The 26,645-nt window shown below is 67.1% G+C and carries 26 protein-coding genes and 1 pseudogene; 13 read left to right on the forward strand and 14 right to left on the reverse strand.

Annotated features, from left to right (window positions below; all coding sequences use genetic code 11):
* Positions 1-20 precede the first annotated feature (20 nt).
* On the forward strand, positions 21-857 hold the full coding sequence (locus AC1ROX_RS02130; protein ID WP_493122512.1) for an alpha/beta fold hydrolase: 837 nt from the start codon (positions 21-23) through the stop codon (positions 855-857).
* A 28-nt stretch (positions 858-885) separates the two neighbouring features.
* Positions 886-1,626: a 3-oxoacyl-ACP reductase family protein gene (locus AC1ROX_RS02135; RefSeq protein WP_493121910.1), complete on the forward strand. Its 741-nt coding sequence runs from the start codon at positions 886-888 to the stop codon at positions 1,624-1,626.
* A 36-nt stretch (positions 1,627-1,662) separates the two neighbouring features.
* Here AC1ROX_RS02135 and AC1ROX_RS02140 read toward each other — a convergent pair whose 3' ends face one another.
* Genes AC1ROX_RS02140 through AC1ROX_RS02155 form a run of 4 tightly spaced genes read right to left on the reverse strand, consistent with a single transcriptional unit; the run spans position 1,663 to position 8,484 of the window.
* Entirely contained in the window at positions 1,663-3,741 is a 2,079-nt protein-coding gene (locus tag AC1ROX_RS02140; protein WP_493121911.1) for a hypothetical protein, read from the reverse strand.
* A 2-nt stretch (positions 3,742-3,743) separates the two neighbouring features.
* A complete protein-coding gene (locus AC1ROX_RS02145; protein ID WP_493121913.1) occupies positions 3,744-6,536 on the reverse strand; it encodes a DUF4159 domain-containing protein in 2,793 nt (930 codons plus the stop codon).
* 4 nt (positions 6,537-6,540) lie between these two features.
* On the reverse strand, positions 6,541-7,437 hold the full coding sequence (locus tag AC1ROX_RS02150) for a DUF58 domain-containing protein (protein WP_493121915.1): 897 nt from the start codon (positions 7,435-7,437) through the stop codon (positions 6,541-6,543).
* Positions 7,438-7,470: 33 nt separating this feature from the next.
* Positions 7,471-8,484: an AAA family ATPase gene (locus AC1ROX_RS02155; protein ID WP_493121917.1), complete on the reverse strand. Its 1,014-nt coding sequence runs from the start codon at positions 8,482-8,484 to the stop codon at positions 7,471-7,473.
* Positions 8,485-8,600: 116 nt separating this feature from the next.
* Between AC1ROX_RS02155 and AC1ROX_RS02160 the strand changes: the two genes are divergently transcribed.
* From AC1ROX_RS02160 to AC1ROX_RS02180, 5 genes are read left to right on the forward strand one after another with little or no spacing between them, the layout of a single operon-like run.
* Positions 8,601-9,179 carry a CoA pyrophosphatase gene (locus tag AC1ROX_RS02160; RefSeq protein ID WP_493121919.1) on the forward strand — a complete coding sequence of 193 codons (579 nt, stop codon included), beginning with the start codon at positions 8,601-8,603 and terminating at the stop codon, positions 9,177-9,179.
* An 18-nt stretch (positions 9,180-9,197) separates the two neighbouring features.
* Positions 9,198-9,431 carry a hypothetical protein gene (locus AC1ROX_RS02165; protein ID WP_493121921.1) on the forward strand — a complete coding sequence of 78 codons (234 nt, stop codon included), beginning with the start codon at positions 9,198-9,200 and terminating at the stop codon, positions 9,429-9,431.
* Positions 9,428-10,642 (forward strand): CCA tRNA nucleotidyltransferase, encoded by a 1,215-nt coding sequence (locus tag AC1ROX_RS02170; protein WP_493121923.1) that lies wholly within the window; start codon positions 9,428-9,430, stop codon positions 10,640-10,642. The genes AC1ROX_RS02165 and AC1ROX_RS02170 overlap by 4 nt, the downstream gene beginning before the upstream one ends.
* Complete coding sequence (locus AC1ROX_RS02175) at positions 10,639-11,043, forward strand: hypothetical protein (protein WP_493121924.1); 405 nt, start codon at positions 10,639-10,641, stop codon at positions 11,041-11,043. Before AC1ROX_RS02170 ends, AC1ROX_RS02175 begins: the two co-directional genes overlap by 4 nt.
* 13 nt (positions 11,044-11,056) lie before the next feature.
* A complete protein-coding gene (locus tag AC1ROX_RS02180; protein WP_493122513.1) occupies positions 11,057-12,205 on the forward strand; it encodes an AAA family ATPase in 1,149 nt (382 codons plus the stop codon).
* 142 nt (positions 12,206-12,347) lie between these two features.
* Here AC1ROX_RS02180 and hemF read toward each other — a convergent pair whose 3' ends face one another.
* Both hemF and AC1ROX_RS02190 read right to left on the reverse strand, forming a co-directional pair.
* A complete protein-coding gene (gene hemF, locus AC1ROX_RS02185; RefSeq protein WP_493121926.1) occupies positions 12,348-13,274 on the reverse strand; it encodes an oxygen-dependent coproporphyrinogen oxidase in 927 nt (308 codons plus the stop codon).
* A pseudogene (locus AC1ROX_RS02190) lies at positions 13,271-13,729 on the reverse strand (tRNA (cytidine(34)-2'-O)-methyltransferase). The gene hemF and the pseudogene AC1ROX_RS02190 overlap by 4 nt, the downstream one beginning before the upstream one ends.
* A 161-nt stretch (positions 13,730-13,890) precedes the next feature.
* Here AC1ROX_RS02190 and petA point away from each other — a divergent pair.
* The 3 genes from petA to AC1ROX_RS02205 are packed head-to-tail and all read left to right on the forward strand — an operon-like array spanning position 13,891 to position 16,565.
* Positions 13,891-14,457, forward strand: a complete 567-nt coding sequence (gene petA / locus AC1ROX_RS02195; RefSeq protein ID WP_493121928.1) for a ubiquinol-cytochrome c reductase iron-sulfur subunit — start codon at positions 13,891-13,893, stop codon at positions 14,455-14,457.
* Positions 14,458-14,499: 42 nt separating this feature from the next.
* Complete coding sequence (locus AC1ROX_RS02200) at positions 14,500-15,762, forward strand: cytochrome b (protein ID WP_493121930.1); 1,263 nt, start codon at positions 14,500-14,502, stop codon at positions 15,760-15,762.
* 5 nt (positions 15,763-15,767) lie between these two features.
* A complete protein-coding gene (locus AC1ROX_RS02205) occupies positions 15,768-16,565 on the forward strand; it encodes a cytochrome c1 (protein ID WP_493121932.1) in 798 nt (265 codons plus the stop codon).
* Positions 16,566-16,597: 32 nt separating this feature from the next.
* On the opposite strand, the gene AC1ROX_RS02210 is transcribed toward AC1ROX_RS02205, so the two are convergent.
* The 3 genes from AC1ROX_RS02210 to AC1ROX_RS02220 form a co-directional block, all read right to left on the reverse strand.
* On the reverse strand, positions 16,598-17,494 hold the full coding sequence (locus tag AC1ROX_RS02210; RefSeq protein WP_493121934.1) for an HpcH/HpaI aldolase/citrate lyase family protein: 897 nt from the start codon (positions 17,492-17,494) through the stop codon (positions 16,598-16,600).
* Positions 17,491-18,741, reverse strand: a complete 1,251-nt coding sequence (locus tag AC1ROX_RS02215; RefSeq protein WP_493121936.1) for a CaiB/BaiF CoA transferase family protein — start codon at positions 18,739-18,741, stop codon at positions 17,491-17,493. The genes AC1ROX_RS02210 and AC1ROX_RS02215 overlap by 4 nt, the downstream gene beginning before the upstream one ends.
* 111 nt (positions 18,742-18,852) lie before the next feature.
* Positions 18,853-19,524 (reverse strand): dienelactone hydrolase family protein, encoded by a 672-nt coding sequence (locus AC1ROX_RS02220; RefSeq protein ID WP_493121938.1) that lies wholly within the window; start codon positions 19,522-19,524, stop codon positions 18,853-18,855.
* A 67-nt stretch (positions 19,525-19,591) separates the two neighbouring features.
* Here AC1ROX_RS02220 and AC1ROX_RS02225 point away from each other — a divergent pair, with 67 nt between their 5' ends.
* A complete protein-coding gene (locus AC1ROX_RS02225) occupies positions 19,592-20,215 on the forward strand; it encodes an FMN-binding negative transcriptional regulator (RefSeq protein WP_493121940.1) in 624 nt (207 codons plus the stop codon).
* On the opposite strand, the gene AC1ROX_RS02230 is transcribed toward AC1ROX_RS02225, so the two are convergent.
* From AC1ROX_RS02230 to AC1ROX_RS02245, 4 genes are read right to left on the reverse strand one after another with little or no spacing between them, the layout of a single operon-like run.
* Positions 20,212-21,039 (reverse strand): ABC transporter ATP-binding protein, encoded by an 828-nt coding sequence (locus AC1ROX_RS02230; protein WP_493121942.1) that lies wholly within the window; start codon positions 21,037-21,039, stop codon positions 20,212-20,214. The genes AC1ROX_RS02225 and AC1ROX_RS02230 overlap by 4 nt on opposite strands.
* Entirely contained in the window at positions 21,023-21,784 is a 762-nt protein-coding gene (locus AC1ROX_RS02235) for an ABC transporter permease (RefSeq protein WP_493121944.1), read from the reverse strand. The genes AC1ROX_RS02230 and AC1ROX_RS02235 overlap by 17 nt, the downstream gene beginning before the upstream one ends.
* A gap of 18 nt (positions 21,785-21,802) precedes the next feature.
* Positions 21,803-22,216, reverse strand: coding sequence for a VOC family protein (locus AC1ROX_RS02240; RefSeq protein WP_493121946.1), 414 nt, complete (start codon positions 22,214-22,216; stop codon positions 21,803-21,805).
* A gap of 15 nt (positions 22,217-22,231) precedes the next feature.
* Entirely contained in the window at positions 22,232-22,999 is a 768-nt protein-coding gene (locus tag AC1ROX_RS02245; RefSeq protein ID WP_493121947.1) for an alpha/beta fold hydrolase, read from the reverse strand.
* Between the two features lie 115 nt (positions 23,000-23,114).
* Here AC1ROX_RS02245 and AC1ROX_RS02250 point away from each other — a divergent pair, with 115 nt between their 5' ends.
* Both AC1ROX_RS02250 and AC1ROX_RS02255 read left to right on the forward strand, forming a co-directional pair.
* A complete protein-coding gene (locus AC1ROX_RS02250) occupies positions 23,115-24,131 on the forward strand; it encodes an ABC transporter substrate-binding protein (RefSeq protein WP_493121949.1) in 1,017 nt (338 codons plus the stop codon).
* Positions 24,132-24,141: 10 nt separating this feature from the next.
* A complete protein-coding gene (locus tag AC1ROX_RS02255; protein ID WP_493121951.1) occupies positions 24,142-24,906 on the forward strand; it encodes a class II aldolase/adducin family protein in 765 nt (254 codons plus the stop codon).
* A gap of 286 nt (positions 24,907-25,192) precedes the next feature.
* On the opposite strand, the gene AC1ROX_RS02260 is transcribed toward AC1ROX_RS02255, so the two are convergent.
* Positions 25,193-26,563, reverse strand: coding sequence for an esterase-like activity of phytase family protein (locus AC1ROX_RS02260; RefSeq protein WP_493121953.1), 1,371 nt, complete (start codon positions 26,561-26,563; stop codon positions 25,193-25,195).
* Between the last annotated feature and the right edge of the window lie 82 nt (positions 26,564-26,645).

A 26,645-nucleotide genomic window follows, 5' to 3' on the forward strand; every position in this document is an offset into this window, starting at 1 on the left:
ATGCAGTGAGGCATGGCGTGATGAGTCCCTTTACCCACGACACCGCACCCACCCAGTTCGTAGACGCCAACGGCATCCGCTTCGGTTATCGCCGCTTCGGCAAGCCGCAGGGCATGCCGATCGTCCTCAACCAGCATTTCCGGGGCACCATGGATTACTGGGATCCGGCCGTGACCGACGGCCTGGCCCGGACCCGGGAAGTGATCCTGTTCGACAATGCCGGCGTCGCATCGAGCTCCGGCGAGGTGCCGGCCAGCTTTCCTCGCATGGGCATGAATGCGATCGCGTTTATCCGCGCGCTGGGCCTGTCCCAAGTCGATGTCCTGGGCTTTTCGATCGGCGGCATGGTCTCGCAAGAGATCGCGCTGCAGGCGCCCGAACTGGTCCGCAAGATGATCCTCGTCGGTACAGGACCGCGCGGTGCGGATATGGCGGCCAGCCGCTCGGCCGAGATCTTCGCCGGGACCTACGACCCGCTGGAGCATCTGTGGCTCGCCGTGCACTTCAGCCCGTCAGCCGCGGGCCGCGCGGCGGGGCTCGCCTTTCTCGAGCGCAAGCTTCGGCGAAAAGATCGTGATCCCGAGGTGAGCGAAGCGGCTTCCATCCGACAGCGCGAAGCGATCGGTGACTACATCGTCGGTGGCTCAGGTGCCCAGGGCCGCCTCCACGATATCCGCGCTTCGACGCTGATCGTGCAGGGCAGCAACGACGTCATCATTCCGACGATCAACTCCTATGTCCTGCAGCAGAAGCTGCCGGATGCGCAGCTCATCCTGTACCCGGACGCCAATCATGGCTCCTTCTACCAGTATCCAGACCTGTTCCTGGAACACGCGACGCTTTTCCTCGACGCGTGAGATCGCTCAACACGAAAGGACGTTCCTCATGGCCATGCTCTCAGGGAAAGCCGCCTTGGTCACCGGTGCGTCGCGCGGAATCGGCGCCGCGATCGCCAAACGGCTGGCAGCCGACGGTGCCCATGTCGCGATCACCTACAGCAAGGGCGCCGAGGCGGCCGCCAAGGTGGTCAGCGACATCGAACGCGCCGGCGGGAAGGCTGTCGCCATCCAGGCTGACGCCACCGATGCAGAGGCGGTCACGGCTGCGGTCGCAAAGACCGTCGCGACCTTCGGCCGGCTCGATGTCCTGGTGAACAATGCCGGCACCGCCATTCCCAAGCCGTTCGAGGAGACCACGCTGGACGAGATGGACCGGGTGATCGACCTCAACCTGCGCGGCGTGCTCATCGCTACCCACGCGGCGCTACGGCAGATGCAGGAGGGCGGCCGCATCATCACCATCGGCTCCTGCGTCGGCGAGCGGATGATGACGCCGGGCCTCGCGGCCTATGCCGCCACCAAGGGCGCCGTGAAGATGTTCACCCAGGGACTGTCGCGCGAGGTCGGTTCCCGACGCATTACCGTCAACACCGTCCAGCCGGGTCCCATCGACACCGATCTCAATCCCGCGGCCGGCGACTGGGCGGCACCGCAGATCGCCAACACCGCGCTGAAGCGCTACGGCAAGGTCGAGGACATCGCAGCGATGGTGGCGTTCGTGGCCGGTCCCGAGGCGGACTATATCACCGGCGCGAGCCTCACGGTCGACGGCGGCACCAACGCGTGACGACCTGCGTGTGATGCTCGCGACAGGCTGCTCTCGTCAGCGGCCTTCACGCCACCAGGCGCTGGCGATGGCCATCAGGAAGGCGAGCGCCACCAGGATGCCAGGTAGCAGCGGGAGCTGGTTGATGCCGGCGACAGTGTAGCCCTCGTTGCGGCGCAGGCCGATCCAGTCGGAGCCGCCGGCGGCGCGGCCGGGGCGGACGGTGCGGATGTCGGGCTCGGACTGGTCGGCGATCCACATCAGGCCGCCGCCGGTTGCTTCGACCAGCGGCTTCAGCTTCGCGTCGGTCGCGCGCACGTCGGAGAATTCCAGCGGGTCGGGGCTGCCGACCGCGGCGACGGTGCGCAGGGTGCCGTCGTCGAAGCGGTAGAGGCCGGGCTTGTCGACATCGACCACCGCGAGGCCGAGGCCGGGCGCGGTCTGGCGCAGGTCCAGCGTGCGCGTGGCGCCGCCGGGCGAGGTCATGGTGACCTGCGGGAAGGTGGCGGCGAGCGTGCGGCGGGTGATCTCGATGCGGCCGCCGACGGCCGTGGCGCGCAGCGCCTCTTCCTCGAGGTCGGGCTCCTTCATCAGCCAGTGGGCGACCCGGCGAACGAGTTCAGGCTGCGGGCCGCCGCCGTCGATGCCGCGGTTCCACAGCCACAGGTGATCGGACAACAGCTGCGCCACGCGGCCCTCGCCGACGCGGTCGAGGACGACCAGAGGCTTTTCGTCGGCACCGGCCAGCACGGCATTGCCGCGCTCGGTGCGCGAGGTGATCAGGCGGAACCAGCGGCCCCACTCCGGTTCCTTGTTGGGATCGCCGGCCTGCGGCAGGTTCGCGGTGACCGGGTGACGCTGGCCGATCTCGGTGACCTTGGGCTTGAAGCCGGTCTCGACCACGTCGCCGGTCGGCGCGGCCGGCAGGATGGCGCCGAGCGGCGTGCGATAGAGCGAGCGCTGGGTCGCGAACACCGGCCCCACCGAGACGAGCAGCGCGCCGCCGCCCTTCACATATTCGGAGATGTTGCGGAAGTAATCGCGCGTGATCAGGTTCCCCGACTCGTAGCGGTCGAAGATGATCAGGTCGAATTCCTTCAGCTTCTGCTCGAACAGCTCGCGCATCGGGAAGACGATCAGCGAGAGTTCGCGGACCGGCGTGAAATCGTCCTTCTGCGGCGTGCGCAGGATGGTGAAGTGCACGAGATCGACCGCCGGGTCGCTCTTCAGCAGGTTCCGCCACGCCCGCTCGCCCTGGTAGGGCTCGCCGGAGACCAGCAGCACGCGCAGACGGTCGCGCACGCCGTTGATGGTGAAGAGGGCGCGGTTGTTGTCGAGCGTGAGCTCGCTGGTACCCGGACCGACTTCCAGCTCGACGACGTTGGCGCCGGGATTGCCGACGGTGATCGGCAGCTCGACCGAGCGGCCGACCGGCACGTCGATGCGCTTCACGACCTCACCGCCGACCGACAGGGTCACCGGCGCGGTGCCGCCTGCGGGATCCTCGATCTTGAACTTGGCCGTCACTTCGCGGCCGACCACGCCGAAGCGCGGCGACTGTTCCAGCACGATCAGCCGGTCGCGCTCGTTCTTCTTGCCGGCGATCAGCGCATGAACCGGTGCGCCGCCCAGTTCCGGCGGCACGCCGGCCGGCACGTCGTGGACCTGGCCGTCGCTCAGCAGCACCACGCCGGCGAGCCGCTCCTGTGGAATCTCGATCAGCGCCGAGCGCATCGTATCGATCAGGCGCGTGCCGCCCGGCCGCTCGCTGCCGAGCTGGATCTGCGACGGCGGCAGCACGACCTCGCGGACCTCGAGGCCTTCCTGCTGGCCGAGCTTGCGCTTCAGCGATTCGCGCGCGGCCTGGACCTGCTGGCGCCGCTCGCCGATCGCCATGGAATCGCTGTCGTCGACCACGACCAGCGCCACGTCGGCGATGGGCTTGCGCTGCTCCTCGATCAGGGACGGATTGGCCAGCGCCGCCAGCACGACGACGAGCGAGCCCAGACGCCAGATCGTGCCGCGCGCGCCGGCACGCAGGCCGAGCAGCACCAGCACGAGGCCGATCGCGCCCAGCACGGCCAGCACCGTCCACGGCAGCAGCGGATCGAAGGCGACCGAGACGGCCGATGTCATGTTCATCGCCTCAACCTTTGCATGATGTCCGGCAGGTGAACCTGGTCATCCTTGTAGTTGCCCGTCAGCGCATGCATCACGAGGTTGACGCCGAAGCGGTAGGACATCTCGCGCTGCGTCTCGCCGCCCGGCGTCACCGGCATCAGGCCGCGCCCGCGCGGATCGGTCGCCCAGGCGCCGGCATAGTCGTTGGAACCGATCAGGACCGTGGTGACGCCGTCATTGACGCGTCCGCCGCCCGATTCGATCCAGAGCTTTCCGCCCTGCCAGCGGCCCGGCATGTCGGAGAGAAGATAGAACGCCCGGCTCAGCACATGGTCCGGCGGCATGGCGACCAGGGGCGGCGTCTCGACGCCGGCCAGCAGGCGCTTGAGGTCGGGATTGCCGCCGGCGGGGCGGTCGAAGCTCATCTGCTGGTCGCGCGTGTCGATGAAGATGATGCCGCCCGTCCGCAGGTAGCGGTCGAGGGCTGCCTGCGCGCGCGGCGACAGAGCCGGCTGGGTCGAGGTCACCGGCCAGTAGATCAGCGGATAGAGGCGCGGCTCGTCGCGTTCGAGATCGAGGCCGACCGGATCGGCGGGCTCGACCGAAGTGCGGCTGCGCAGGATCTCGCTCAATCCTTCGAGGCCGGCCTTGCTGATATCGTCGACTTCCTTGTCGCCCGTGATGATGTAGGCCAGCCGAATGTCGAGCGAGCCCTTGAGCGCCTGCTCGTCGGTGAGCGGCGGCGGACCAGGCTTGGCCGCCGGCTGCGTCGCCGCGGTGCCCGGACGCTGGGGCGGGGCAGGCTGCTGTGCCTGAACGTCGGGCGAGCCGGTGAAGACGAGAGCGGCGAGGAGCAAAGCGGCCGGTGCGGCGCGGCCGAACCGGACGGCCTTCGGCAACAGGCCGCGCAGCCACAGCGAGATCAGCAGGTCGGCCAGCAGCAGCACGAGGGCAGCCAGCAGGAACCACTTCGAGAGATCGGTCTCGCCGCCTTCGGAGAGCTTGTCGGTCGAGACGCCGCTTGGCAGCGCCAGCGGCTTCGGCGCGGGAATGCGGCCGCCGATGTTGAAGGCGACCTGCGCGTTCTCGTCGCCATAGAGGCCCGGCGGCGAGGAGGGCTTGGGCTGGAACGTCTCGCCGGCATCGGCCGGCAGTATCTGGATGCCCGCCGGCGGCGCGCCGAGGCGGCCGAACCCGTCGAGCGTGCGCCACGGCTTCAGGGCCTTGTTGACGCCGTCGCCCGCGACGCCGCGCGAGAGGGTGACCAGGCGTTGCAGCATGTTCACGAACAGGCCCGACAGCGACATGTTGCTCCAGCCGGTGTTCGCGGTGGTGTGGATCAGCACGAGATAGCCCTGGCCGCGCTTCTCGGCGGTGACCAGCGGCGTGCCGTCGGCGAGGCGGGCCCAGGTCTTGTCGGCGAGGTCGGGCGTCGGCTCGGCCAGCACCTGCTGGGAAATGCGCACGTCCTTCGGGATCGGAATGCCGAGGAACGGGCTGTTGGGCGGGAATTCGGCCAGCGAACTGGGCTGGCCCCAGCTCATGATGCCGCCCAAAGCGCGATCACCAAGGCGCAGCGGTGTCGGCACCAGATTGTCGGCGCCAGCCGCGAGATTCGGGCCGGCGAAGCGCACGGCAACGCCGCCGCGCTCGATCCACTTGGCGATCTCCTCGCGGTCGTTGGCCGACGGGGTGGAGCCGTCCGGAATCAGCAGCACGGCGGTATTGCGCGTCAGTACCGATTCGCGATCGCCGATGCTCAGGCTCACATAGGGATCGAGCGCGCGTTCGAGGAAGTAGATCTCCTGCAGCAGCGGCTGGTTACCCGCGGTGGCGCGCTCGCCCAGGATGGCGACGGGACGGCGGCGATGGCGCTCGTCGAGCAGGATCGCGCTGCCGGCGCCGCCTTGGGCCTCGATGTCGAGGCGGGCCATGCGGTTGCGCAGCTCGGGCGGCACGGCCAGCACGCCTTCGCCCTGCGTCGCGGTCGCGGCAAAGTCGAGGTCCATGCGGGCCACCACGCGGCCCTGTTCGTCGGAGGCCTGGACGGCCGCCTTGCGCGGCCCGTCGGCGACGGCGCGCTGCGCCCGCACCTTGAGGTCGCGGCCTTCGGCGGCCGGCGGCAGAAGCAGCAGTGGCGTGGTGGCTTGATCGGGCAACAGCACCTGCAAACCGTCGAAGCGGCGCAGGCGCTCGGCGAGGCGCGTCGCGCCCTCGTCCTCGAGACCGTCGCTCAGCCATACGGCATAGGCGCCGGGATCGATCTGCATCTGGTCGATGGCGGTCGTCGCGGCGGCGCGATCGGTCGGCCAGGGCTTGGGCCGGAAAGCGCGCAGCAGCGTACGCGCCTCGTCGGGCCGCATGGCGCCGCGACGCACGGCGGGCGCATCGAGCGGCGCGGGGGCGGTGCCCACCAGAACGACCGGGCGGTTGGCGCGCTCGGCGCGCTGGATCAGGCGTTCGGCATGGGCGGTGCGCGTGGCCCAGCCCGGCGCGCTCGACCAGCCATCGTCCATCACCAGAAGGAGCGGACCACGACCCGGCAGCTCGGCCTGCGGGTTCAGCAGCGGGCGCGCCACGGCCAGGATCAGCGCCGTCGCCAGCAGGAGGCGCAGCAGCAGCAGCCACCACGGCATCTTCATCGGCGTCTGTTCGGCGGGCTCCAGCCCGACCAGCAGGCGGATCGCCGGGAAGCGCACGAGCTTGGGCAGCGGCGGGATCAGCCGCAGCAGGAAATAGATCGCCGGCAGGGCCACCAGCAGGGCCAGCATGCCGGGGGCAGCGAAGGCGAAAGCGCCGAGACTGAGCATGCGGTCAGGCCAGGTTCAGCCGACCCATGTCGGCCATGGCGAGGTAAAGCGACAGGAGCACGGTCTGGGGCGAGCGGTCGGTGCGATGCAGATGCACCGTCCAGTTGGCCGGGCGCGTCAGGCGCTGCAGCCCTTCCTTCTGCGCGGTGAGGCGGGCGCCATAGGCGGCACGCACGGCCTCGACCCGGCGGATCGTGTGCTGGCCCTCGGCTTCGAGGCCCTCGAACTTCACATGGCCGTCGAACGGCAGCTCTTCTTCGGCGGGATCGAGGATCTGCACGAGATGACCGCGCACGCCGACGCTGGCGTAGTAGCGGATGATCTCCTCGATCTTTTCCAGCGGATCGAGCCAGTCGGAGACGAGCACGACCGAGCCATGCGCCGGCAGCGGCACCATCGGCGGCAGGCTGGCGGGCGTGCGGGTCGTGTCGCGGCTTTCGTCGAACAGGGTCTCGGCGACGCGGCGCACGGCAACGCGACCGGAGGTCGGCCGCATGCCGCCGCCCAGGACGGAAACCCGCTCGCCGGCATCGGCCAGCAGGCTCGCCACCGCGAGCGTGATCAGCTCGCCGCGAACGGCCTTGGTGTCGATGTTCTTCAGCGAGGCGTACTGCATCGAGGGCGACGCGTCGCGCCACAGCCAGATGCTGGCGGCGGCTTCCCATTCGGTCTCGCGCACGAACAGGTTGCGGCTGCGCGCACTCTGGCGCCAGTCGATCTGGCTCGCGCTGTCGCCATCGCGAAACGGCCGGTACTGCCAGAAGGCGTCACCCTGGCCGACGCGGCGACGGCCATGCACGCCCTGGATGACGGTCGCGGCAACGCGATCCGCCGCCACCATCAGGGCGGGCAGCGTTCCGGCAAGTTCCAGGGACCGATGAAGGGTTGAAGGCGAAGCCATGAATTCCAGAAGTGCAAGGCCCAGGCCAGACGATTACCCGAGGCGGGCGCACATCTGGGCTATGACGGACTCGACGGTTACGCCTTCGGCGCGGGCAGAGAAGTTGACGGCCATACGATGGCGCAGGATCGGACCCGCGAGCGCCACGACGTCGTCGACCGACGGGGCGAGGCGGCCCTGGATGATCGCGCGGGCGCGGCAGGCCAGCATGAAGGCCTGGCTGGCGCGGGGGCCGGGGCCCCAGGCGACCCTCTGGCGCACGATGTCGAGGTCGGTGTGCTCGGGCCGGCCCGCGCGCACCAGCTTCAGGATGGCATCGACCACGCTCTCGCCGATCGGCATCCGACGGACCAGCGACTGGGCGGCCATCAGGTCGCCCGGCGACAGCGCCTGCGTGGCGACGGCCTGGTCGGCGCCGGTGGTGCCGATCATGATCTGGCGCTCGGCTTCCTCATCGGGATAGCCGACATCGACCTGCAGCAGGAAGCGGTCGAGCTGGGCTTCGGGCAGCGGATAGGTGCCTTCCTGTTCCAGCGGGTTCTGGGTCGCCAGCACATGGAAGGGCGCCGGCAGGTCGTAGCGCTTGCCGGCCACCGTCACGTGCCGCTCCTGCATCGACTGCAGCAGGGCGGACTGGGTGCGCGGGCTGGCGCGGTTGATTTCGTCGGCCATCAGGAGCTGCGCGAAGACCGGACCCTGAAGAAAGCGGAAGGAGCGGCGGCCGCCGTCGCTCTCCTCGAGCACTTCCGAGCCCAGGATGTCGGCCGGCATCAGGTCGGGCGTGAACTGGATGCGCTTGGCTTCCATGCCGAGCACGACACCCAGCGTGTCGACCAACTTGGTCTTGGCGAGACCCGGAACGCCGATCAGAAGAAGGTGGCCGCCCGAGAGAAGGGCGATCAGCGTTTGATCGATGACGTCCTGCTGGCCATAAATGACCTTGCCGATGGAGGTGCGGGCGGCGCGCAGTTGTCCACCCAGCCTCTCGATGTCGGCGAGGGCGGCCTGGGCGTCGGCGTCGGTAGCAGTCGATGTATCGGGGGCCACCAGGGCGCTCCTGTCGTCGAATGGAAATATGATTGAGGGAAGCCCAGAATTGAGGCCGGAACAAGGGCATGACGGTTGACGAAATTGTGCGGCGGATCAGTGAGCGTAGCAGGCGTTTGGCATCAGGATTGCCCGTCGCCCAGCCACCGATCGGCAGCGACTTCTCCCTGAGCGGTGTCGTGCCGATGCCGGAGACGTGGCGTGCAGCCTCCGTGCTGGTGCCGCTCGTGCGGCGCGAGCCCGGGATTACCGTGCTGCTGACCCAGCGCACCGAGGACATGCCGAGCCATGCCGGGCAGATCGCCTTTCCCGGCGGCCGCCGGCAAGCCGAGGATATCGACGCCACGGCGACGGCGTTGCGCGAAACCGAGGAAGAAGTGGGTCTTACCCGCGATTTCATCGACGTCATCGGGCCGGTCGACCAATACCGGACGGGCACGGGCTACGAGATCACGCCGATCGTCGGCATCATCAGGCCGGGATTCACGCCGCGTGCAGACCCGCGCGAGGTCGCCGACGTCTTCGAGGTGCCGCTCGATCATTTCCTCGACGAACGCAATCATCGCATCGACAGCAGGGTCTGGCAGGGCCGCGAGCGACGCTACTATGCGATGCCGTACGGCGAACGCTACATCTGGGGCGCCACGGCGGGTATGCTGAAGAACCTGCATTTCATCCTGACCGCCGGCGGCTGACGCAGGCCCGGAGCCTTCATGCGCGTCGTTCTCTTGATCCTCGCCCTGGTGCTGGCGCCGTTCTGCGCCTTCTTCCTCTGGGCGTGGGCGGTGAAGATCAAGCAGGAGCGCAAGCTCTCCGGCACCTTGCCGGAGTGGCAGGACATGCCCATGACCTGGCTCGGCATTGCCGGCTTCGCCTGTGCCATCGCGGGCTTCATCGTCATGTTCTTCACCCAGAACCAGGGTTACGGCGGGCTCTTCGCATCATGAAGCCTGTTGGTTGTCTGGAGACGGCGCCGTGGTCGGACGACACGGCGGTCCATACCCTGTTCGATGCGCTGGGCCGCGCCGGCATCGCCGCGCGCTTCGTCGGCGGCTGGGTGCGCGATGCCGTGCGCGGCGTGACGCTGACGAACGAACCCGACCTTGCCGTCGACAAGCCACCGGAGACGGTGATGCTCGCCCTCAAGGCGGCCCGCATCAAGGTGGTGCCGACGGGGCTGAAGCACGGGACAGTGACGGCGGTCATTGCCGGAGCGCCCTACGAACTCACGACCCTGCGCCGCGACGTCGAGACGGATGGTCGGCACGCGGTCGTGGCCTTTACCGACGACTGGCTGGAGGATGCGAGCCGGCGCGACTTCACCTTCAACGCGCTCTACGCCGATCTCGACGGCACGCTCTACGACCCGTTCGACGGCCGCGCCGATCTTGCCCAAGCGCGCGTGCGCTTCATCGGCGATCCCGACCAGCGCATCGCCGAGGACCGTCTGCGCATCCTGCGCTTCTTCCGCTTCCATGCCTGGTACGGCCGCGCGCCGTTCGATGCGGTGGGCTTCGCGGCCTGCCGGCGCAATGCCGGCAGCCTGCGCGGCCTCTCCGGCGAACGCGTGCGCAAGGAATTCCTGCGCCTGCTCGAAGCGCCCGCACCGGCCGACACGGTCGGCGCCATGCACGAAGCCGCCATCCTCGATCACTGGCTGCCCGAATGCGACGGCACGAAGCGACTGCGGGCATTGATCGCGCGCGAGGACAGGCCCGACGCGATACGCCGCCTCGCGTCCATCCTGTCGGCCGATGCCGATGCCACGGTGATCGGCAAGCGGCTGAAGCTTTCGACCCAGGAGTCGCTGCGGCTCGAAGTCATGTTGGCCGCCGATCCCGTCATCGACGTGGCGGGCGGGGCGAAGGCGTGGCGCGTGCAGATCTATGCGCTGGGCGGCAATCTCTACGCCGACCGTCTGCTGCTCGCGGTCGATGCCCCCGGTGACTGGCGCGGGGCGCTGGCGATGGCGCGCACCTGGACGCCGCCGGAACTGCCGGTGAGCGGCGGCGATGCGCTGAAGCTCGGCCTCAAGCCGGGACCGAAGGTCGGCGCGTTGATCGAGGCGGTCGAACGCTGGTGGATCGACGGCGACTTCACGGCCGACCGGACCGCCTGCCTCGCCGAACTCGAGCGGCTTGCGCAGATGTCGCCATGATCCGTCCCGCCGTCACCTTTTCGCTCTGGCTGGCGATTGCCGTCCTCGTCGTCCTGAACGATTTCGTGGGCGACACCTGGATCGCGTCGACGCTCTCGGTGCGGGCGGTCGAATGGTACAAGGCGCTGGTGCCGATACCCTATGTCGCGATGATGGCGATCTTCCACGCAGGCCGCACGACGGGTCGCAACTGGTTCGAAGCGGCGTTGCTGGCGGCGCTGCTGTGGCCGACCTCGACGGTGCTGATCGATTTCCTCTATGCGCGCGTGACCTACGAGGAGGGTGCCGAGGCGTTCCTCGACCGGTTCGGCATCTGGTGGGGCGCACCCTATCCGCTGCTGGTGCTCGTGCTGTTCGCGGCGCCGCTGCTGGCGGGTTGGGCGCTGGCTAAGCGTCGATGAGTCCAGGATGAGCATCGTCTCGCGGCTCTGCATCTCGGGCTATCGCTCGCTGCGCGACGTGCGGCTCGAGGTCGAGCCGCTGACCGTCGTGACGGGCGCCAACGGCAGCGGCAAGTCGAGTCTCTACCGCGCGTTGCGGCTGCTGGCCGATGTCGCGCAGGGCCGGATCATCCAGTCGTTGGCCATCGAAGGCGGCATCTCCTCCGTGCTGTGGGCGGGACCCGAGCAGTTCTCGCGCGGCATGAAACGCGGCGAGCAGGCGGTGCAGGGCACGGTGCGCAAGGGACCGATCAGCTTGAAGCTGGGCTTCTCCTCGGACTCCTACGGCTATGCAATCGATCTCGGCCTGCCGATCCCGGGTGGTCTGTTCGGCCGCGACCCGGTGATCAAGACCGAATCGCTGTGGACTGGCTTGGTCCTGCAGCGCGCCAACGCCTTCGCGGAACGACTCGGTCCCTCGGTCACCTTGCGCGACCGCAAAGGCCAGCGTCGGCAGGCCTATACGCATCTCCAGCCGTTCGACAGCATGCTGACCCATTGCGCCAATCCCGAGGATGGTGCCGAACTCCTGTCGTTGCGCGAGCAGCTACGCGACTGGCGCTTCTACGATCACTTCCGCACCGACAGCGAGGCGCCGGCGCGTCGCCGCCAGGTCGGCACGCGCACGCCCGTGCTCGCGGGCGATGGCGCCGATCTCGCGGCGGCCCTCGCGACGATCCAGGAGATCGGCATCGAGGGCGAGCTCGACGCCGCCGTCGCCGATGCCTTTCCCGGCGGCTCGGTCGATGTCGCGGTGAGCGACGGCTATTTCGAGGTCGAGATGCTGCAGCACGGCCTGCTGCGGCCGCTGAAGGCCACGGAGCTGTCCGACGGAACGTTGCGCTACCTGCTGCTGGTGGCGGCGCTTCTGTCGCCGCGCCCGCCGTCGCTGATGATCCTGAACGAGCCCGAGACCAGCCTGCATCCCGACCTGCTGGCCCCGCTCGCGCGTCTCATCGCGGGTGCGGCGAAGCGATCGCAGGTCATCGTGGTGTCTCATGCGGAACGCCTCGTATCAGCGCTGACGAAAGCCGGCGGACGGCGCATCACGCTCGCGAAGGAACTCGGCGAGACGGTCGCCGAGGGCGAGGAACGCCCGATGTGGAATTGGCCGTCGCGGTAAAAAAACTCCGTCGTCTCGACCGAAGCCTCGCGCAGCGAGGCGTAGCGGAGAGACCTTCTCTCCACAATTTGATGGCTTTTGGTGGAAAGAAGGTCTCTCCGCTTCGCGCCTTCGGCGCTTCGGTCGAGACGACGGTTTGTGTTTACGGCCAGTGCACTTCCGGCGGCAGCGACATCAGGATCGCTTCGACATTGCCGCCGGTCATCAAACCGAACCGCGTGCCGCGATCGTGCAGCAGGTTGAACTCGACGTAACGGCCGCGGCGCGTGAGTTGGTGGGCGCGCTCGGCCTCGGTCCACGGCTCGTTCATGTGACGACGCACCAGCTTCGGATAGATGTCGAGAAAGGTCTCGCCGACGGCGCGCGTGAAGGCGAAGTCGCGCGCATGGTCGCCGCTGTCGAGATAGTCGTAGAAGATGCCGCCGACGCCGCGCGGTTCGCTACGATGCGGCAGGAAGAAGTACTCGTCGCACCATTCCTTGAAGTTGGAATGGCAAGCGGGATCGTGCGCATCGCAGGTCGCGCGGAGCGCGGCGTGGAAATCACGCGTGTCCGGCTCGTGCGGCACCATCGGCGTGAGATCGGCGCCGCCGCCGAACCAGCTGCGTGTCGTCACGATGTAGCGCGTGTTCATGTGCACCGCCGGCACCCTGGGCGACTGCATGTGCGCGACGAGGGAGATGCCGGCCGCGAAAAAGCGCGGGTCCTGCGCGGCGCCGGGAATCTGGCCGCGGAACTCGGGGCTGAACTCGCCGAACACGGTCGAGATGTTGACGCCCACCTTCTCGAACACGCGGCCGCGCATCAGCGACATGGTCCCGCCGCCGCGATCCTCGCCATTCGGACCCTTCTCGCGCTCCCAGACCTTGCGCTCGAAGCGGCCGGGCGCTCGGTCGCGATGCGTGCCCGTCAGCTCGTCCTCGATCCGCTCGAACTCGTCGCAGATGCGGTCGCGCAGGCCGGCGAACCAGGTCGCGGCCTCTTCCTTCTGACGGATGATCGTCGCCTCATCGGGCAGCGGCGAGGGGCCGTTGGGGCCGGTGGCGGTGCGGGTGGACTTGGCGGTCATGCGAGTCTTTCGAATCCCGAGGTCTGGCGAAGGGCCTCGCTCAATACCATCGCGCCCGCCAGGGCGACATTGAGCGACCTCGCCCCCGCCTGCAGGGGAATGCGGACCCGAAGGTCGGCCGCCGCGTGAACCTCGGGCGGCACCCCGGCGCTTTCCCGGCCCATCAGCAGGATGTCGTCGGGCCGGAAAGCCGCCTCCGGCAGGCGTTCGGCGCCGGTCGTGGTCAGCAGAACCAGCCGTCCCGGCGGCCTGTCCCGGCAAAAAGCCGCCCATGAGGCGTGCCGGACCAGAGTGGCCAGGTCGTAATAGTCCATGGCCGCCCGGCGGATCCGTTTGTCGTCCACCGGGAAGCCGCAGGGCTCGATGACGTCCAGCGGGACGCCCAGTCAGGCCGACAGGCGGATAAAAGCTCCCAGATTCTGAGGAATATCGGGCTCGAACAGGGCCAGACGCATGAACTCTCTCAATTTCCAGTCCGCGGCGCGGAATGTCTCTTCTGCGGCACGCCGTCACAGAATGCCGCGCATCGGCCCTGCGACCAACAGAGCCTTGAAACAAAAGGGGCTTTCCCGGCTATATACCCGCCATCTCCTCGGGGGGACGGAAGAGAGTAATCATGGCTGCTTCAAGCACTTCGGCCCACGGGCACAGCGAACCGACACGGCGCGACTTCCTCATGGTCGCGACGGGCGCTCTTGGCGCCGTTGGTGCCGCGGCCGTCGCGTGGCCCTTCATCAATAACCTCAATCCCGCCGCGGATACGCTGGCTCTGTCGACCATCGAGGTGAACGTGACGCCGATCGCGGTCGGCCAGGCGGTCACCGTGAAGTGGCGCGGCAAGCCGATCTTCATCCGTCACCGCACCGAGACCGAGATCAAGGAAGCCGAGGCCGTGCCGATGGCGCAGCTCCCGGATCCCCAGACCGACAATGCGCGTGTCACCGACACCGCCAAGAAGGTCCGGCCGGAATGGCTGATCATGATCGGTATCTGCACCCATCTGGGCTGCGTGCCGCTCGGCAACAAGCCGGGCGACCCGAAGGGCGAGTTCGGCGGCTGGTTCTGCCCCTGCCACGGCTCGAGCTACGACACGTCGGGCCGCATCCGCAAAGGACCGGCGCCGAAGAATCTCGTGATTCCGGACTACCTGTTCACTTCCGACTCGCTCGTTCGCATCGGCTGATCGACCCAGGTCGTCCGCCTCAGATCTCGCTGGAGTTCCAGAATGGCCTCGTCACACGGCACGCCGCCGGTCTTCAATAACAAGGTGATCGCCTGGATCGATTACCGCCTGCCGATTTTCTCGTATATCGAGAAGGAATATCACACCTTCCCGACGCCGCGGAATTTCAACTATTTCTGGAACTTCGGCGCGATCGCCACGGTGATGCTGGTCCTCATGATCGCCACCGGCATCGTGCTCGCGACCAACTACACGCCGCATGTGCTGATGGCCTTCGACTCGGTCGAGCGCATCGACCGCGACGTGCCGCAGGGCTGGCTGATCCGCGACCTGCACATGAACGGCGCCTCGTTCTTCTTCATCGCCGTCTACATCCACATCTTCCGCGGCATGTACTACGGCTCCTACAAGGCGCCGCGCGAACTGCTGTGGATCCTGGGCGTCGTCATCTTCCTGCTGATGATGGCCACCGCCTTCATGGGCTACGTGCTGCCGTGGGGCCAGATGAGCTTCTGGGGCGCCACCGTCATCACCAACCTGTTCTCGGCGATCCCGATCGTCGGTGAATCGATCGTCACCTGGCTGTGGGGCGGCTTCGCCGTCGACAACCCGACGCTCAACCGCTTCTTCGCGCTGCACTACCTGCTGCCGTTCGTCATCGTGGCCGTCGTGGCGCTGCACGTGGTGGCACTTCACATCCACGGCTCGAACAACCCGACCGGCATCGACCCGAAGGGCCCGCAGGACACCGTCCCGTTCCATCCGTACTACACGATGAAGGACGGCTTCGGCGTCGTCTGCTTCCTGATCGTCTACGCCGCGTTCGTCTTCTTCGCGCCCGACTATATGGGCCATGCCGACAACTATATTCCGGCCAACCCGCTGGTGACGCCGCCGCACATCGTGCCTGAATGGTACTTCCTGCCGTTCTACGCGATCCTGCGCGCCATCCCCGACAAGCTGGGCGGCGTGCTGGCGATGTTCGGCGCCATCGCGGTGCTGTTCATCCTGCCGTGGCTCGACACCTCGCGCGTCCGGTCGTGCACGTTCCGGCCGATCTACAAATGGTTCATGATGGTATTGGTCGTTGACGTGATCTTCCTGGGTTACTGCGGCGCGAAATCGCCCGATGCAGTTTTGGACCTGTGGCTTGTCCACATCCCGCTGCTGCCGCTGTCGCAGCTCGCGACCCTCTACTACTTCGCGCACTTCCTCGTTCTGCTGCCGATCCTGGGCAAGATCGAACGGCCATTGCCATTGCCTCCCAGCATCGCCGACTCGGTGCTCAAGAAGAAGGCGGTTTAAGAGTCATGCGCAAGCCGTTCGCCCGCACTCTCCTGGTCTCTGGCGCCATCGCGCTCGCTGCCTTCGCCACCGGCGCGGTCGCCATCGCGGCCGGCACGGAACAACATCCGCCGCACAAGCACTGGCACTTCCAGGGCCCGTTCGGCACCTATGACCGCGCCGCAGCCCAGCGCGGCTTCCAGGTCTACCAGGAAGTCTGCGCGGCCTGTCATTCGCTGTCGCTGATGTCCTACCGCAACCTGACCGAGCTCGGTCTGACCGAGAACCAGGTGAAGGGCCTGATCAAGGACATCTCCGTCCCCGATCTCAACGACGATGGCGCGCCGGTCGATCGCCCGGCCCGTCCCTCGGATCGCTTCAAAAAGCCGTTCCCGAACGAGGCCGCTGCCGCCGCCGCCAACAACGGCAAGGCGCCGCCCGACCTCAGCGTCATCGTCAAGGCGCGCGAGGAAGGCCCAGACTACATCTACGGCATCCTCACGGGCTACGTGCCCTACGACAAGCTGACGCCGGAGCAGATCAAGGAGTTCGACGTCAAGAAGGACGACAACTTCAACAAGTACTTCCCGGGCCACAAGATCGCCATGGCGCCGCCGCTCAGCGACGACAAGGTGACCTACGCCGACGGCACCAAGGCCACGCTCGACCAGGAAGCCTCCGACGTCGTCGAGTTCCTGGCCTGGGCGTCCGAGCCGCACATGGAAGACCGCAAGCGCACCGGCGTCCGGGTCATCCTGTTCCTGATCGCTCTCGCGGGCATGATGTACGCCGTGAAGCGCATGGTGTGGGCCGACAAGCACTGATCAAGGGAGCGCGCCACTCCAGTGGCGCGCTCCTATGACGGTCTGATCCTCTTCCCGATCGCTTCGTATCGCTGGATCAGCCGGCGGGCGCGATCGATCACCGGGATGTCGATCATCTTGCCATCCACCGAGAACGAGCCGCGGCCCTCAGCCGCGGCTTTTTCGTCGGCCGCGATCAGCTTCCTCGCATAGGCGACGTCGTCTTCCGTCGGCGTGAAAGCCTCGTTCAGCGTGGCCACCAGGCCGGGATGGATGCAGGTGCCGCCGGAGAAGCCGAAGAGCCGCGCCCGCTCGGCGCTCTTCCTGTAGGCGGCGGGATCGGAATAGTCGGCGACCGTTCCCAGGATGCCGATCATCGACAGGCCATGCGCCTGCGCCGCGAAGGACACCATGCGCTTGGGCAGTTCGAGCGTCTCGTCGGTCGGCACCGAACCGGTCTCCAGCGCGAAATCCTCGCCACCCAGCATCATGGCGACGACCCTCGGCCCGCGCTCGGCGATGTCGTTCAGTTCGGCAAGCGCCCGCGGATGCTCGATCATGGCGGCGAAGCCGATGCCGCCCACCGTCATGCCGCGCTCGCGCTCCAGCTCGCTCACCACCTCGTCGAGCAGGCGCAGATGCTGCACGCCCTCGGTCTTGGTGACGAACAGGGCCGACAGGCCGGGACGCACCGCCGCCTCGATGTCGGGGATCGCCAGCCGCAGCGGCCGGTTGATGCGCACCGCGACGTCGGCGCCGCCGCGTGTCACCTTCTTCATGGTCTCCGGCAGCATCGCCCTTGCCTCGGGCTTCTGCGCCGGCTGCACGCTGTCCTCGAGATCGACCAGCACGCAATCGGCGCCGCGTTCGTGCGCTCTGTCGATGAACTTCGGGACGTTGCCCGGGACGTAGAGGATCGAGCGCCAGACGGGCGGAACGGGGCGGTTCACTTCTTCTTTCCCCCGCTCTTCCCGTCCGAGATCGCACCCGACGCGCAGAGCTTGTCGTATTCGGCGTCGCCCAGCATCGGCTTCAGCAGCGCTTCGTTGTGTTCGCCGACCTTGGGCGCGGCGCTCTTCAGCGCGCCGGGCGTGCCGGACATACGCGGCACCACGGGATGGGTCGGAATCTCGCCCATGTCCGCATCGTCGATCTCGATCAGCGATTCGCGCTCCAGCACATAGTCGTCCTGCACGATCTGCGAGATGTCGTAGACCGGGCCGATGGTGACGCCAGCCTCGTCGAAATAGCGCAGGTTCTCGTCGAGATCGCGGGCGCCGATGAACTCGCCGATGATCTGGTCGAGCTCGACCCCGTTGCGCACCCGCTCGATGTTGGTCGAGAAGCGTGGATCTTCCATCAGCTCCGGCCGGCCGATCTTGGCCAGCACGCGCATCGCCATGCCCTGCGTCGAGGCCGAGAGGCAGACCCAGCTCCCGTCCCTGGTCTGATAGACGTTGCGCGGCGCCGCATTGGTCGAGCGGCTGCCGGTGCGGACCTTCACGTCGCCGGTCAGCTTGTGGTTGGCCGCCTGCGGACCCAGCATCGAGAAGAGCGGATCGAACAATGGCAGGTCGAGGACCTGGCCGTTGCCGCCGTTCATCTCGACCTCGCGCAGCGCCACCATCACGGCGCCGTAGCCGTTGAGGGCGGCCATGCAGTCGGCCAGGTACATCGGCGGCAGCACCGGCTCGCGGTCGGCGAAGCCGTTCATCGAGGCGAAGCCACTGTAACCCTCGATCAGCGTGCCGAAGCCCGGCTTGTGACGATAGCGCCCGTCCTGGCCCCAGCCGGAGATGCGCACGATCACCAGCTTCGGATTGATGGCGTGCAGCTCGGTGGGCGACAGGCCCATGTCTTCCATAACGCCCGGCCGGAAACTCTCGACCAGGATGGCGGCGGTCTTCGTGAGCTCGCGCACGATGGTGCGGCCGGCATCGGAACGCAAGTCGAGGGCGACGCTCTTCTTGTTGCGGCTATAAACCTTCCACGCCGTCTCGACGCCCTTCACCCGCCAGGAGCGCAAGGTGTCGCCCTCGGGCGGCTCGATCTTGATGACCTCGGCGCCGAAGTCGGCGAGCTGCAGGGTCAGCACGTTGCCGGCAACGAGTCGGGACAGGTCGACGACGCGGACCCCGTTCAGGGGACCGCGCGCATCGGGGGTGAATGATTTCTTGGCGGGACGTTTGGCGGGCATCTTGGAACGAAAATCCTGTCATCCCGCGCGCAGCGAAGGACCCTTGGCGATGCCGGGAAAGGTCCCTCGCTGCGCTCGGGATGACAATGGTGGTTGGAAAGGCGTCGTGCGTCAGCCGACGTGTTTGGCCATGAATTCGAGCGTGCGGGCATAGGCCTGCTGGGAGGCCGCCGCGTCGTAGCTGCCGCGCTCGTCGCAGTGGAAGCCGTGGTCGGCGGGATAGTCGTAGATCGGCACGTTCGGATGGAGCTGGCGCAGCTCGTTCACGTGCGTCATCGGGATGTGCATGTCCTTGTCGCCGAAATGCATCATCGTCGGCACCGTCGGCTTCTCGTCCTTGGCGCCGTGGATGCCGCCGCCGTAATAGGCGATGGCGGCGTCGGGCTTGAGGCGCGTGGCCGCCAGCCAGGTGATGGTGCCGCCCCAGCAGAAGCCGGTGACCGCAACCTTCGTCACGCCGCGCTTCTTCAGCTCGGCGATGGCGGCGTCGACATCCTGCACGGCCTTGTCGGTGAAGCCTGGCGTCATGACGTAGCCGCGGCCCTCGGCGACGGTGTCCGGCGTATAGCCGAGCTCGATACCGGGCTTGATATGGTCGAAGAAGCGCGGCGCGAGAGCCAGGTAGCCTTCGGCGGCGAACTTGTCGGTCACCGCCTTGATGTGGTGGTTGACGCCGAAAATCTCCTGGATGACCACGATGCCGCCCTTCGGCGTGCCCGACGGGGTGGCCAGGTACGCGCCGATTTCGCCGGCGGCAGACTTAAGACGGATATCTTCGCCCATGAATAATCCTCCCTGTGTGGCGGGTATTGGACCATGGTAAGCCCGCGCCGTTCAAGGAATCCAAGCCATGTATCTTCCGAAGCATTTCGCAGGCGATGAATCGATTGGCCGGGAGGTCATGCAGGCCCATAGCTGGGCGCTGCTGATGACGACCGACGAGGCCGATGCGCCCTTCGCCACCCACCTGTCGCTGCTCTGGCAGGACGATGGCAGCGAGCATGGTTCGCTGATCGGCCACATGGCACGCGCCAACCCGCACTGGAAGCTGTTCGAGCGGCCGGCGGACTCGCTGGCGCTGTTCTGGGGCCCGCATGCCTATGTCTCGCCGACCTGGTACGCACCCGGACCGAAGGTGCCGACCTGGAACTACGTCACGGTCCACGCCTACGGCCGGCCGCAAGTCATCGAGGAAACGCCAGCCGTGCTCGACGTGCTGACGAAGCTTTCGACGGCCTACGAGGGCGCGGATCCATCGTCGTGGAACCTCGACCGCCTGCCGCCGGGCAATGCCGAGGCCCAGACGCGCGGCATCGTCGCCTTCCGGATGCCGATCGTGCGCACCCAGACCAAGATCAAGCTCAGCCAGAACCGCGATCTCGAAGACCGGCAGCGCGTGATCGAAAAGCTCGAGGCCAGCGATGGCCAGGACGCGCAGGCCACGGCGACCTGGATGAAGCGCGTCCTGCCTTAGACTGACGGCTGCCGCTTGGGCGGCGTTGCGGCACCGAGGCCGAGCAGGCCGTAGATGCGGCGGGTGTAGGCGCCGAAGGTCTCGTGGGTGCGGATGTCGAGCCCGCGCTCGGCCGGCAGGTCGATCGGGATGTTCTCGGCCATGCGGGCCGGCCCGGCGGTCAGCACGATCGTGCGGCTGCCGAGGAACACCGCCTCGGCGATGTCGTGGGTGATGAAGACGATGGTCTTGCCGCTCTCGCGCCAGATGCGCAGCAGCTCCAGGTTCAGCCGGTCGCGCGTCAGCGCATCGAGGGCGCCGAACGGCTCGTCCATCAGCAGCAGCTTGGGATCGTGCACCAGCGCCCGGGCGATCGCGGCGCGCTGCTGCATGCCGCCCGACAGCTCGTAGGGGTACTTGTCCTCGTAGCCGGCGAGCCCGACCAGCGCCAGCAGCTCGCGCGCGCGCGTCCGGCTCGCCGCCACCGGCAGGCCGAGGATCTCGGCCGGCAGCATCACGTTGTCCAGGATGCGGCGCCATTTGAGCAGCAGGGCCTGCTGGAAGACCATGCCGACATCGCGCCCCGCATCGAACGGGACCGTGGCATTGCCGATGCTCACGGTGCCGCCGGTCGCGTCCTGCAGGCCCGCCAGGATGCGCAGGATCGTGGTCTTGCCGCAGCCCGAGGGGCCGACCAGCGTGACCAGCTCGCCGGCGCCGACATCGAAGGTGACGTCGGATACCGCGACCTGCTCGCGCCCGCGGCCGCGATAGCTCTTGCGGACGTTGGCGAGCCGGATGAACAGCTCGCGCTCAGGCAAGTTGGGCTCAGGCAAGTCGGGCATCGCGCGGCACCACCAGGTACTCCAGCAGCAGCACCAGCCCGTAGAGCACGACACCGAGCAGGGTGATCAGCAGCAGCGCCATGAACATCGCCGCCGTGTCGAGATTGACCTGCACCTGCATCATCAGATAGCCGAGGCCGCGGTCGGAGCCGAGGAACTCGCCGACGACGGCGCCCGCGACGGCAAGCACCGCGCCGACCTTCATGCCCGAGAAGACATAGGGCAGCGCGTTGGGAAGCTGGATCTTGCTGAAGGCCTGCCAGCGCGAGCCCTTGAGCGATCGCACCAGGTCGAGCAGCTCGGGCTCGACCTCCCGCAGGCCGCGCGACGTCGTGAGCACGATGGGAAAGAAGCAGATCGAGAAGGTGATCAGGATGTTCGGCCCGATGCCGTACTTGAACCAGACGATGATCAGCGGCCCCAGGGCCACCTTGGGGATCATGTTGAGGCTGACCAGAACCGGCATCAGCAGCATCTCGAGATGCCGGAACCAGGAGAACAGCATCGCCAGCAGAAGCGCAGCCACGACGGCGATGAGATAGCCGCCGAAGATCTCGCTGGCCGTCGCCAGCACGTTCTCGGTCCAGCGATAGTTCGGTTCGATCAGGGCGGCCAGCGTGGCGGCCGGGCTCGGCAGCACGAAGCTCGGCACCTTGCCGATGACGACCGTGGCCTGCCAGGCGACGAGCAGCAGCAGATGACCCAGGATCGCGTAGCCGTAGCGCGTCCAGTTCGTCGAGCTCATCGGGTGCGCCGCCGCCGCTCAGTCCGCCTTGGTGACCCAGCCCTGCTTGGAGATGTCGAAGATGACGCCGTTGGGGTCACGGAACTTTTCCTCGTAGTAGAGCGTGTCCTTGAGGTTGGGCAGGTCCATGAAGAACTTGCCGCCGTTGCTCTCGATCTTCTCCTTGGCCGCGGTCGCGTCGGGCACCTGGAAGCCGATGTGATGGACGCCGACGAAGTCCTTGCCCTCCTTGATGCCGGCCATCTCGTCGCTGTGGTACTTCAGCAGCGCGATGTTGATGTAGCCGTCGGTGACGTAGACGCCGCTGGCCAGCGGCGATTCCGTGCTGCCGACACGCGTGAGGCCGAACACCTTCTCGTAGAACTCCGCGGCCTTGTCGGGATCGGGAACGGAAAAGGCGATGTGCCTGATCTGCGCCTTGCCTTGCGCCATGTGCCGTCTCCTTGCTTAGAGAAAATCGTCCAGGATCGCGTTGAGCGCGGCGGGCTGCTCGATGGGATGCCAATGGCCGCATTTCTCGATCGCGCGGTAGCTGCCGTTCGGCAGCTCGGCGGCGAAGCCCGAGCCGTTGGCCGGCGGGCTGATGGCGTCGTCCTCGCCCGCGATCACCATGACCGGACAGGTGATCCTGGCGATATCCGCGGCCTGCGAGGCGGCCATCGCCTCGCAGCAGGCCGCATATCCCTCCGCGCTCTGGCGCAGCAGCAGCTCGCGCACGAAGGCCACGACCTCGGGCTTGGTGGCGAAGGTGTGGGGCGACAGCCCGCCCTTGACGATGCCGGGCGCGATCGGGTCGATGCCCCCGGCCCGCACCTTGGCCACGCGCTCGCGCACCGCCACGCGCCGCGCCTCCGGCGGCGCGCGGTTGACGCCGATCAGCGCGAGGCTCACGACCCGCTCGGGATGGAGCACGGTGAAATGCTGCAGGATCAGCGTGCCCAGCGAATGACCAACGAAGCGCGCCCTGGCGATGCCGTGCTTGTCGAGCAGGGCTGCGAGATCGGCCACCCAGCCCTCGATCGACAAGGATCCCGCGAGCGGCGAACGGCCGGCGCCTTCCAGGTCGTAGCGGATGATCGTGAAGCGGTCCCGCAGGTGCATGGCCTGCGGCTCCCAGACGTTCGAGGTGCTGCCAAGCCCATGCAGGAAGACGACGGGCTCGCCGTTTCCTTCGACATCCACGGCCAGTGTCTTGTGACCAAGCGTTTCCAGCATCTTCTTTTCACTTTTCCATTCGGTGATGCGGTGACACGCAACTTGCGTACCAGAAGATATTCGGCATGTGATTTGCTGACCTCAATCCCAGGGACCTTCGGGCAGGGAGAGGGCAATGCGGGCGAGAAACTGGATGGGGCTCGGCGCGATCGCCGCGCTGGTCTTTGGGGCGGGCGGCGCCGCGGCGGCGGACAAGGTGTCGGTGGCGCTCAATTGGGTGCCGGGCGGCGACCACGCCGCGATGTACTACGCCAAGAAGCTCGGCTGGTACGAGAAGGAGGGCCTCGATGTTGCCCTCGAACCGGGCAAGGGCTCGATCGGTGCGATGCAGCAGACCGCCAACGGCCTGTCGACCTTCGGCCTGATCGACATGGGCGTGGCGATGACGGGGCGCGGCAAGGGCGCCGATGTCGTGGCCGTGTTCAATATCTACTCAAACACCGCGCTCGGCATGTACTGGCTGAAGAGTTCGGGCATCTCGAGCGTCAAGGATTTCGCCGGCAAGAAGATCGGTGTTCCACCAGGCGATGCGCAGCGCGCCCTGTGGCCGGCGCTTGCCGCCAAGAACGGCGTCGATCCGAACTCCGTCACCTGGGTGAATGTCGATCCCAACGGCAAGTTGCCGGCCCTCAAGTCGAAGGCCATCGACATCACGACCAACTTCTACAATCTGCACAGCATCATGTCGCGCGAGCTGGGCCCCGACATGGGCTACCTCGCCTGGTCGAAGGCGGGGATCAATCCCTACGGCCTGACCCTGTTCGTCGGCGGCAAGTATCTCGCCGAGCGCGGGCCGGTGGTGGAGCGCTTCGTCAAGGTCACGCAGCGTGCCTATGCCGAGTGCGTCAAGTCGCCCGAGCCCTGCGTGCAGGCGCTGGTCGATTCCGTGGGGGCGTTGCGCTTCGATGCCGAGATGGTCAACTGGAAGCTCACCATGCAGCTCATGAGCGACAAGGTCTCGCGCACGGTCGGCCTCGGCTTCATGGATGAAAGCCGCCTGCGCGACGACTACGAGCTGGTGAAGACCCATCTCGGCATCGGCACGCCGTACGAGCTCAGCTCATTCTACACCAACAAGTATCTCGACCCGTCGATCAAGATGGTCGAGGTGCCGGACAGCCCGTTCAACTGAGGAGGAAACGATGGCGACGAAGGCCGCGGAGCGCATCAACGCACCGACCGAGGGCGAACAGGAGACTCGTCGGCTGCTCGCGGCCTGCTACCGCATCTTTGCCCGGCGCACCATGGACGACATGATCTACACGCACCTGTCGGCCCGCCTGCCGGACGATCCCGACCGCTTCCTGTTCATCCCGTTCGGCATGCTGTTCGAGGAGGTGACGGCCTCCAACCTGATGGTGGTCGACATCGAGGGCAAGGACGTCGCCAACTCCGGCAAGGCGGTCAATCCGGCCGGCTGGATCGTCCATCGCGTCGTCTACGAGGCGGCGCCCGAGGCGCAGGCGGTGATGCATCTCCACACGATCTGCGGCACGGCGGTGTCGGCGCAGCAGTCGGGGTTGCTGCCGATCAACCAGTTCGGCGTCACCTATAGCGGCCGGATCAGCTACCACGATTACGACGGGCCGGGCCTGCGGCCGGAGGAGCAGAAGAAGTTCGTCGCCAATCTCGGCGCCAACCGCATGATGTTCCTGCGCAATCACGGCACGCTGACGCATGGCCGCAGCATCGCCGAGGCCTTCACCCTGATGCACAATCTCGAACGGACCTGCGAGATCCAGGTCATGGCCCAGTCGGGCGGCGCGCCCCTCGCCCTGCCGAGCCCGGAGGTCATCGCCTCCACGGCGAAGATCGGCCAGGGCGTGGGCGACCGCCATTTCGGCGATGTCGGCTTCGAGGCGATGCTGCGCAAGATCGACCGCGACGACCCGTCCTACCGTCTCTGAGCGGTAGCGTATCGGGGGCAATCGGACATGAGGTAAGGGTCCCTCGCTTACGCTCGGGATGACACCGTTTGTTTGATCGGCGCACTGCGCAAATCCCAGCAAACTTGTCATCCCGAGCGTAAGCGAGGGACCTTTCGCCTTCTTCAGAACGCCAACAACCATGGCCCTTTGAGGCATATGCGATTGCCCTGCAGGGTATCGGGGGCGGCGCCCGTTGTTTCCCTTCGCCTGGCCTCTCCCCCGGCGGGGGAGAGGGACGTGAGAGGAAGTCGAAGAAGCGAGAGAGCTACTTCGCCTTCAGGAGGTCGGTGACCTTCAGGAGGATCAGCTCGTTGTCGTCGGACTTGCCGAGCGCGCGGCCCGACGAGAAGGGCAGGTTGTTGTCGTTGCCGACGATGATGTGGTCGGCGTCGATCAGGTCGACATTCTCGATGGTGAAGAACGGGAAGGTGAGCTTGCCGTCCTTGGCGCCGGCGCGCGCGACCTTGTTCGGGTCCTGGATGTCCATCAGGTCGATGTAGCCGACCTTCTTCACGAAGCCGTCGGCATCGGCCTGGCCGAGGTCGATCTTGTAGATGCGCTTGAACTTGGCCGGCACGTTGAAGCAGTCGGCCTTCACGGCGCCGTCCTTGCAGGCCTGGGCCGCGTCGCCCTCGGTGTCGTCACGCTCGATGATCAGGCCGGTACTGGCGTCGATCATGTTGAAGTCGCCGATGGCGTTGGCCGGCGCTTCGAGCGTGTACTTGAAGCTCTTGCCGGTGTACTCGCCCTTGGCCACATCGAACTCGAGGATGCGCAGGAAGCGCTTGCCGTCCTTGGCTTCCATCTCGCCCGACTCGGTCACCAGCGGACCTTCGAGCAGCGGATAGAGGAACTTGCCGTCGGGCGACTGGGCCATGCCCTCGAAGCCCTTGCTGCGCCGGACCTCGAACTTCACCGGACCGGGCGCGCCCGGCATGGTCATCGCGGGATGGTCGGGCGAGCGCACGACCTTGCCGTCGACCTTGGTCTCGAAGATCTGCAGGACCTTGCCGCTCTTGTCGGTCTTGATCAGGTAGGGGCCGAACTCTTCGCCGAAGTACAGGAAGTCGCCGACCGGCTGCACCGATTCGAGATCGAAGTCGCCGCCGGTCAGGTAGCGCTTGGGGGTGTTCTCGTTGACGATGCGGAACGGCACCTTGCGGTCCGGGTCGCTGAGGAAGCTGGTCGAGACGCGCTCGACGGCGCCGCTCTTCCAGTCGGGCTTCAGCACGTGGAACATCAGCATCGAGTCCGGCGAATTGGCCTTTGAGCCGAAGCCGTTGTCGGTCAGCGTCAGGAAGGTGCCGTCCTTCATGTTCTTGATGCCGGACAGGCCCTGCACGGCCTGGCCCTTCAGCGGCAGGCTGAGGCCGGTGGGACGCGGCGCCGCCTTGTCGGAGAGGGCGGAGAAGGCCTGCACGCTCTCGGGCGTGTCGACCCGCTGGCCGGTCGGGCCGGCATAGCGGCCGGAGATCTGCAGCTCCTGCGGCGCATCGGCCGGGGCGGGAACCAGCGTCATCGCCGGCAGGATCGCGTGGCCTTCGAGGGTGGCCGGATATTTGGTCTGGGCCGACGCGGGGAAGGCAGCCAGCAGGAGCGCGGTCGCGGAGGCGGCAAGCAGCAGACGTGTTTTCATGGTTGTCTCTTCATGAGGTGTGACGTCTGCCTGCTACAGGCTTAGCGCTACGGTTTGCTGACGGTCGCTTGTGGACGGCGAT

The sequence above is a fragment of the Reyranella sp. GW821-FHT14A01 genome (genome assembly GCF_058803965.1).

Bases quoted from the DNA above. Each gene is read 5' to 3' on its own strand.
- AC1ROX_RS02175 (WP_493121924.1), top strand. From the start codon at position 10,639: ATGATCCGTCCCGCCGTCACCTTTTCGCTCTGGCTGGCGATTGCCGTC.
- AC1ROX_RS02220 (WP_493121938.1), bottom strand. From the start codon at position 19,524: ATGGGCGAAGATATCCGTCTTAAGTCTGCCGCCGGCGAAATCGGCGCG.
- AC1ROX_RS02240 (WP_493121946.1), bottom strand. From the start codon at position 22,216: ATGGCGCAAGGCAAGGCGCAGATCAGGCACATCGCCTTTTCCGTTCCC.
- AC1ROX_RS02135 (WP_493121910.1), top strand. From the start codon at position 886: ATGGCCATGCTCTCAGGGAAAGCCGCCTTGGTCACCGGTGCGTCGCGC.
- AC1ROX_RS02145 (WP_493121913.1), bottom strand. From the start codon at position 6,536: ATGCTCAGTCTCGGCGCTTTCGCCTTCGCTGCCCCCGGCATGCTGGCC.
- AC1ROX_RS02130 (WP_493122512.1), top strand. From the start codon at position 21: ATGAGTCCCTTTACCCACGACACCGCACCCACCCAGTTCGTAGACGCC.
- AC1ROX_RS02245 (WP_493121947.1), bottom strand. From the start codon at position 22,999: ATGCTGGAAACGCTTGGTCACAAGACACTGGCCGTGGATGTCGAAGGA.
- AC1ROX_RS02140 (WP_493121911.1), bottom strand. From the start codon at position 3,741: ATGACATCGGCCGTCTCGGTCGCCTTCGATCCGCTGCTGCCGTGGACG.
- AC1ROX_RS02250 (WP_493121949.1), top strand. From the start codon at position 23,115: ATGCGGGCGAGAAACTGGATGGGGCTCGGCGCGATCGCCGCGCTGGTC.
- AC1ROX_RS02235 (WP_493121944.1), bottom strand. From the start codon at position 21,784: ATGAGCTCGACGAACTGGACGCGCTACGGCTACGCGATCCTGGGTCAT.
- AC1ROX_RS02215 (WP_493121936.1), bottom strand. From the start codon at position 18,741: ATGCCCGCCAAACGTCCCGCCAAGAAATCATTCACCCCCGATGCGCGC.
- AC1ROX_RS02200 (WP_493121930.1), top strand. From the start codon at position 14,500: ATGGCCTCGTCACACGGCACGCCGCCGGTCTTCAATAACAAGGTGATC.
- AC1ROX_RS02205 (WP_493121932.1), top strand. From the start codon at position 15,768: ATGCGCAAGCCGTTCGCCCGCACTCTCCTGGTCTCTGGCGCCATCGCG.
- AC1ROX_RS02230 (WP_493121942.1), bottom strand. From the start codon at position 21,039: ATGCCCGACTTGCCTGAGCCCAACTTGCCTGAGCGCGAGCTGTTCATC.
- AC1ROX_RS02255 (WP_493121951.1), top strand. From the start codon at position 24,142: ATGGCGACGAAGGCCGCGGAGCGCATCAACGCACCGACCGAGGGCGAA.
- AC1ROX_RS02170 (WP_493121923.1), top strand. From the start codon at position 9,428: ATGAAGCCTGTTGGTTGTCTGGAGACGGCGCCGTGGTCGGACGACACG.
- AC1ROX_RS02165 (WP_493121921.1), top strand. From the start codon at position 9,198: ATGCGCGTCGTTCTCTTGATCCTCGCCCTGGTGCTGGCGCCGTTCTGC.
- AC1ROX_RS02225 (WP_493121940.1), top strand. From the start codon at position 19,592: ATGTATCTTCCGAAGCATTTCGCAGGCGATGAATCGATTGGCCGGGAG.
- AC1ROX_RS02150 (WP_493121915.1), bottom strand. From the start codon at position 7,437: ATGGCTTCGCCTTCAACCCTTCATCGGTCCCTGGAACTTGCCGGAACG.
- petA (WP_493121928.1), top strand. From the start codon at position 13,891: ATGGCTGCTTCAAGCACTTCGGCCCACGGGCACAGCGAACCGACACGG.
- AC1ROX_RS02260 (WP_493121953.1), bottom strand. From the start codon at position 26,563: ATGAAAACACGTCTGCTGCTTGCCGCCTCCGCGACCGCGCTCCTGCTG.
- hemF (WP_493121926.1), bottom strand. From the start codon at position 13,274: ATGACCGCCAAGTCCACCCGCACCGCCACCGGCCCCAACGGCCCCTCG.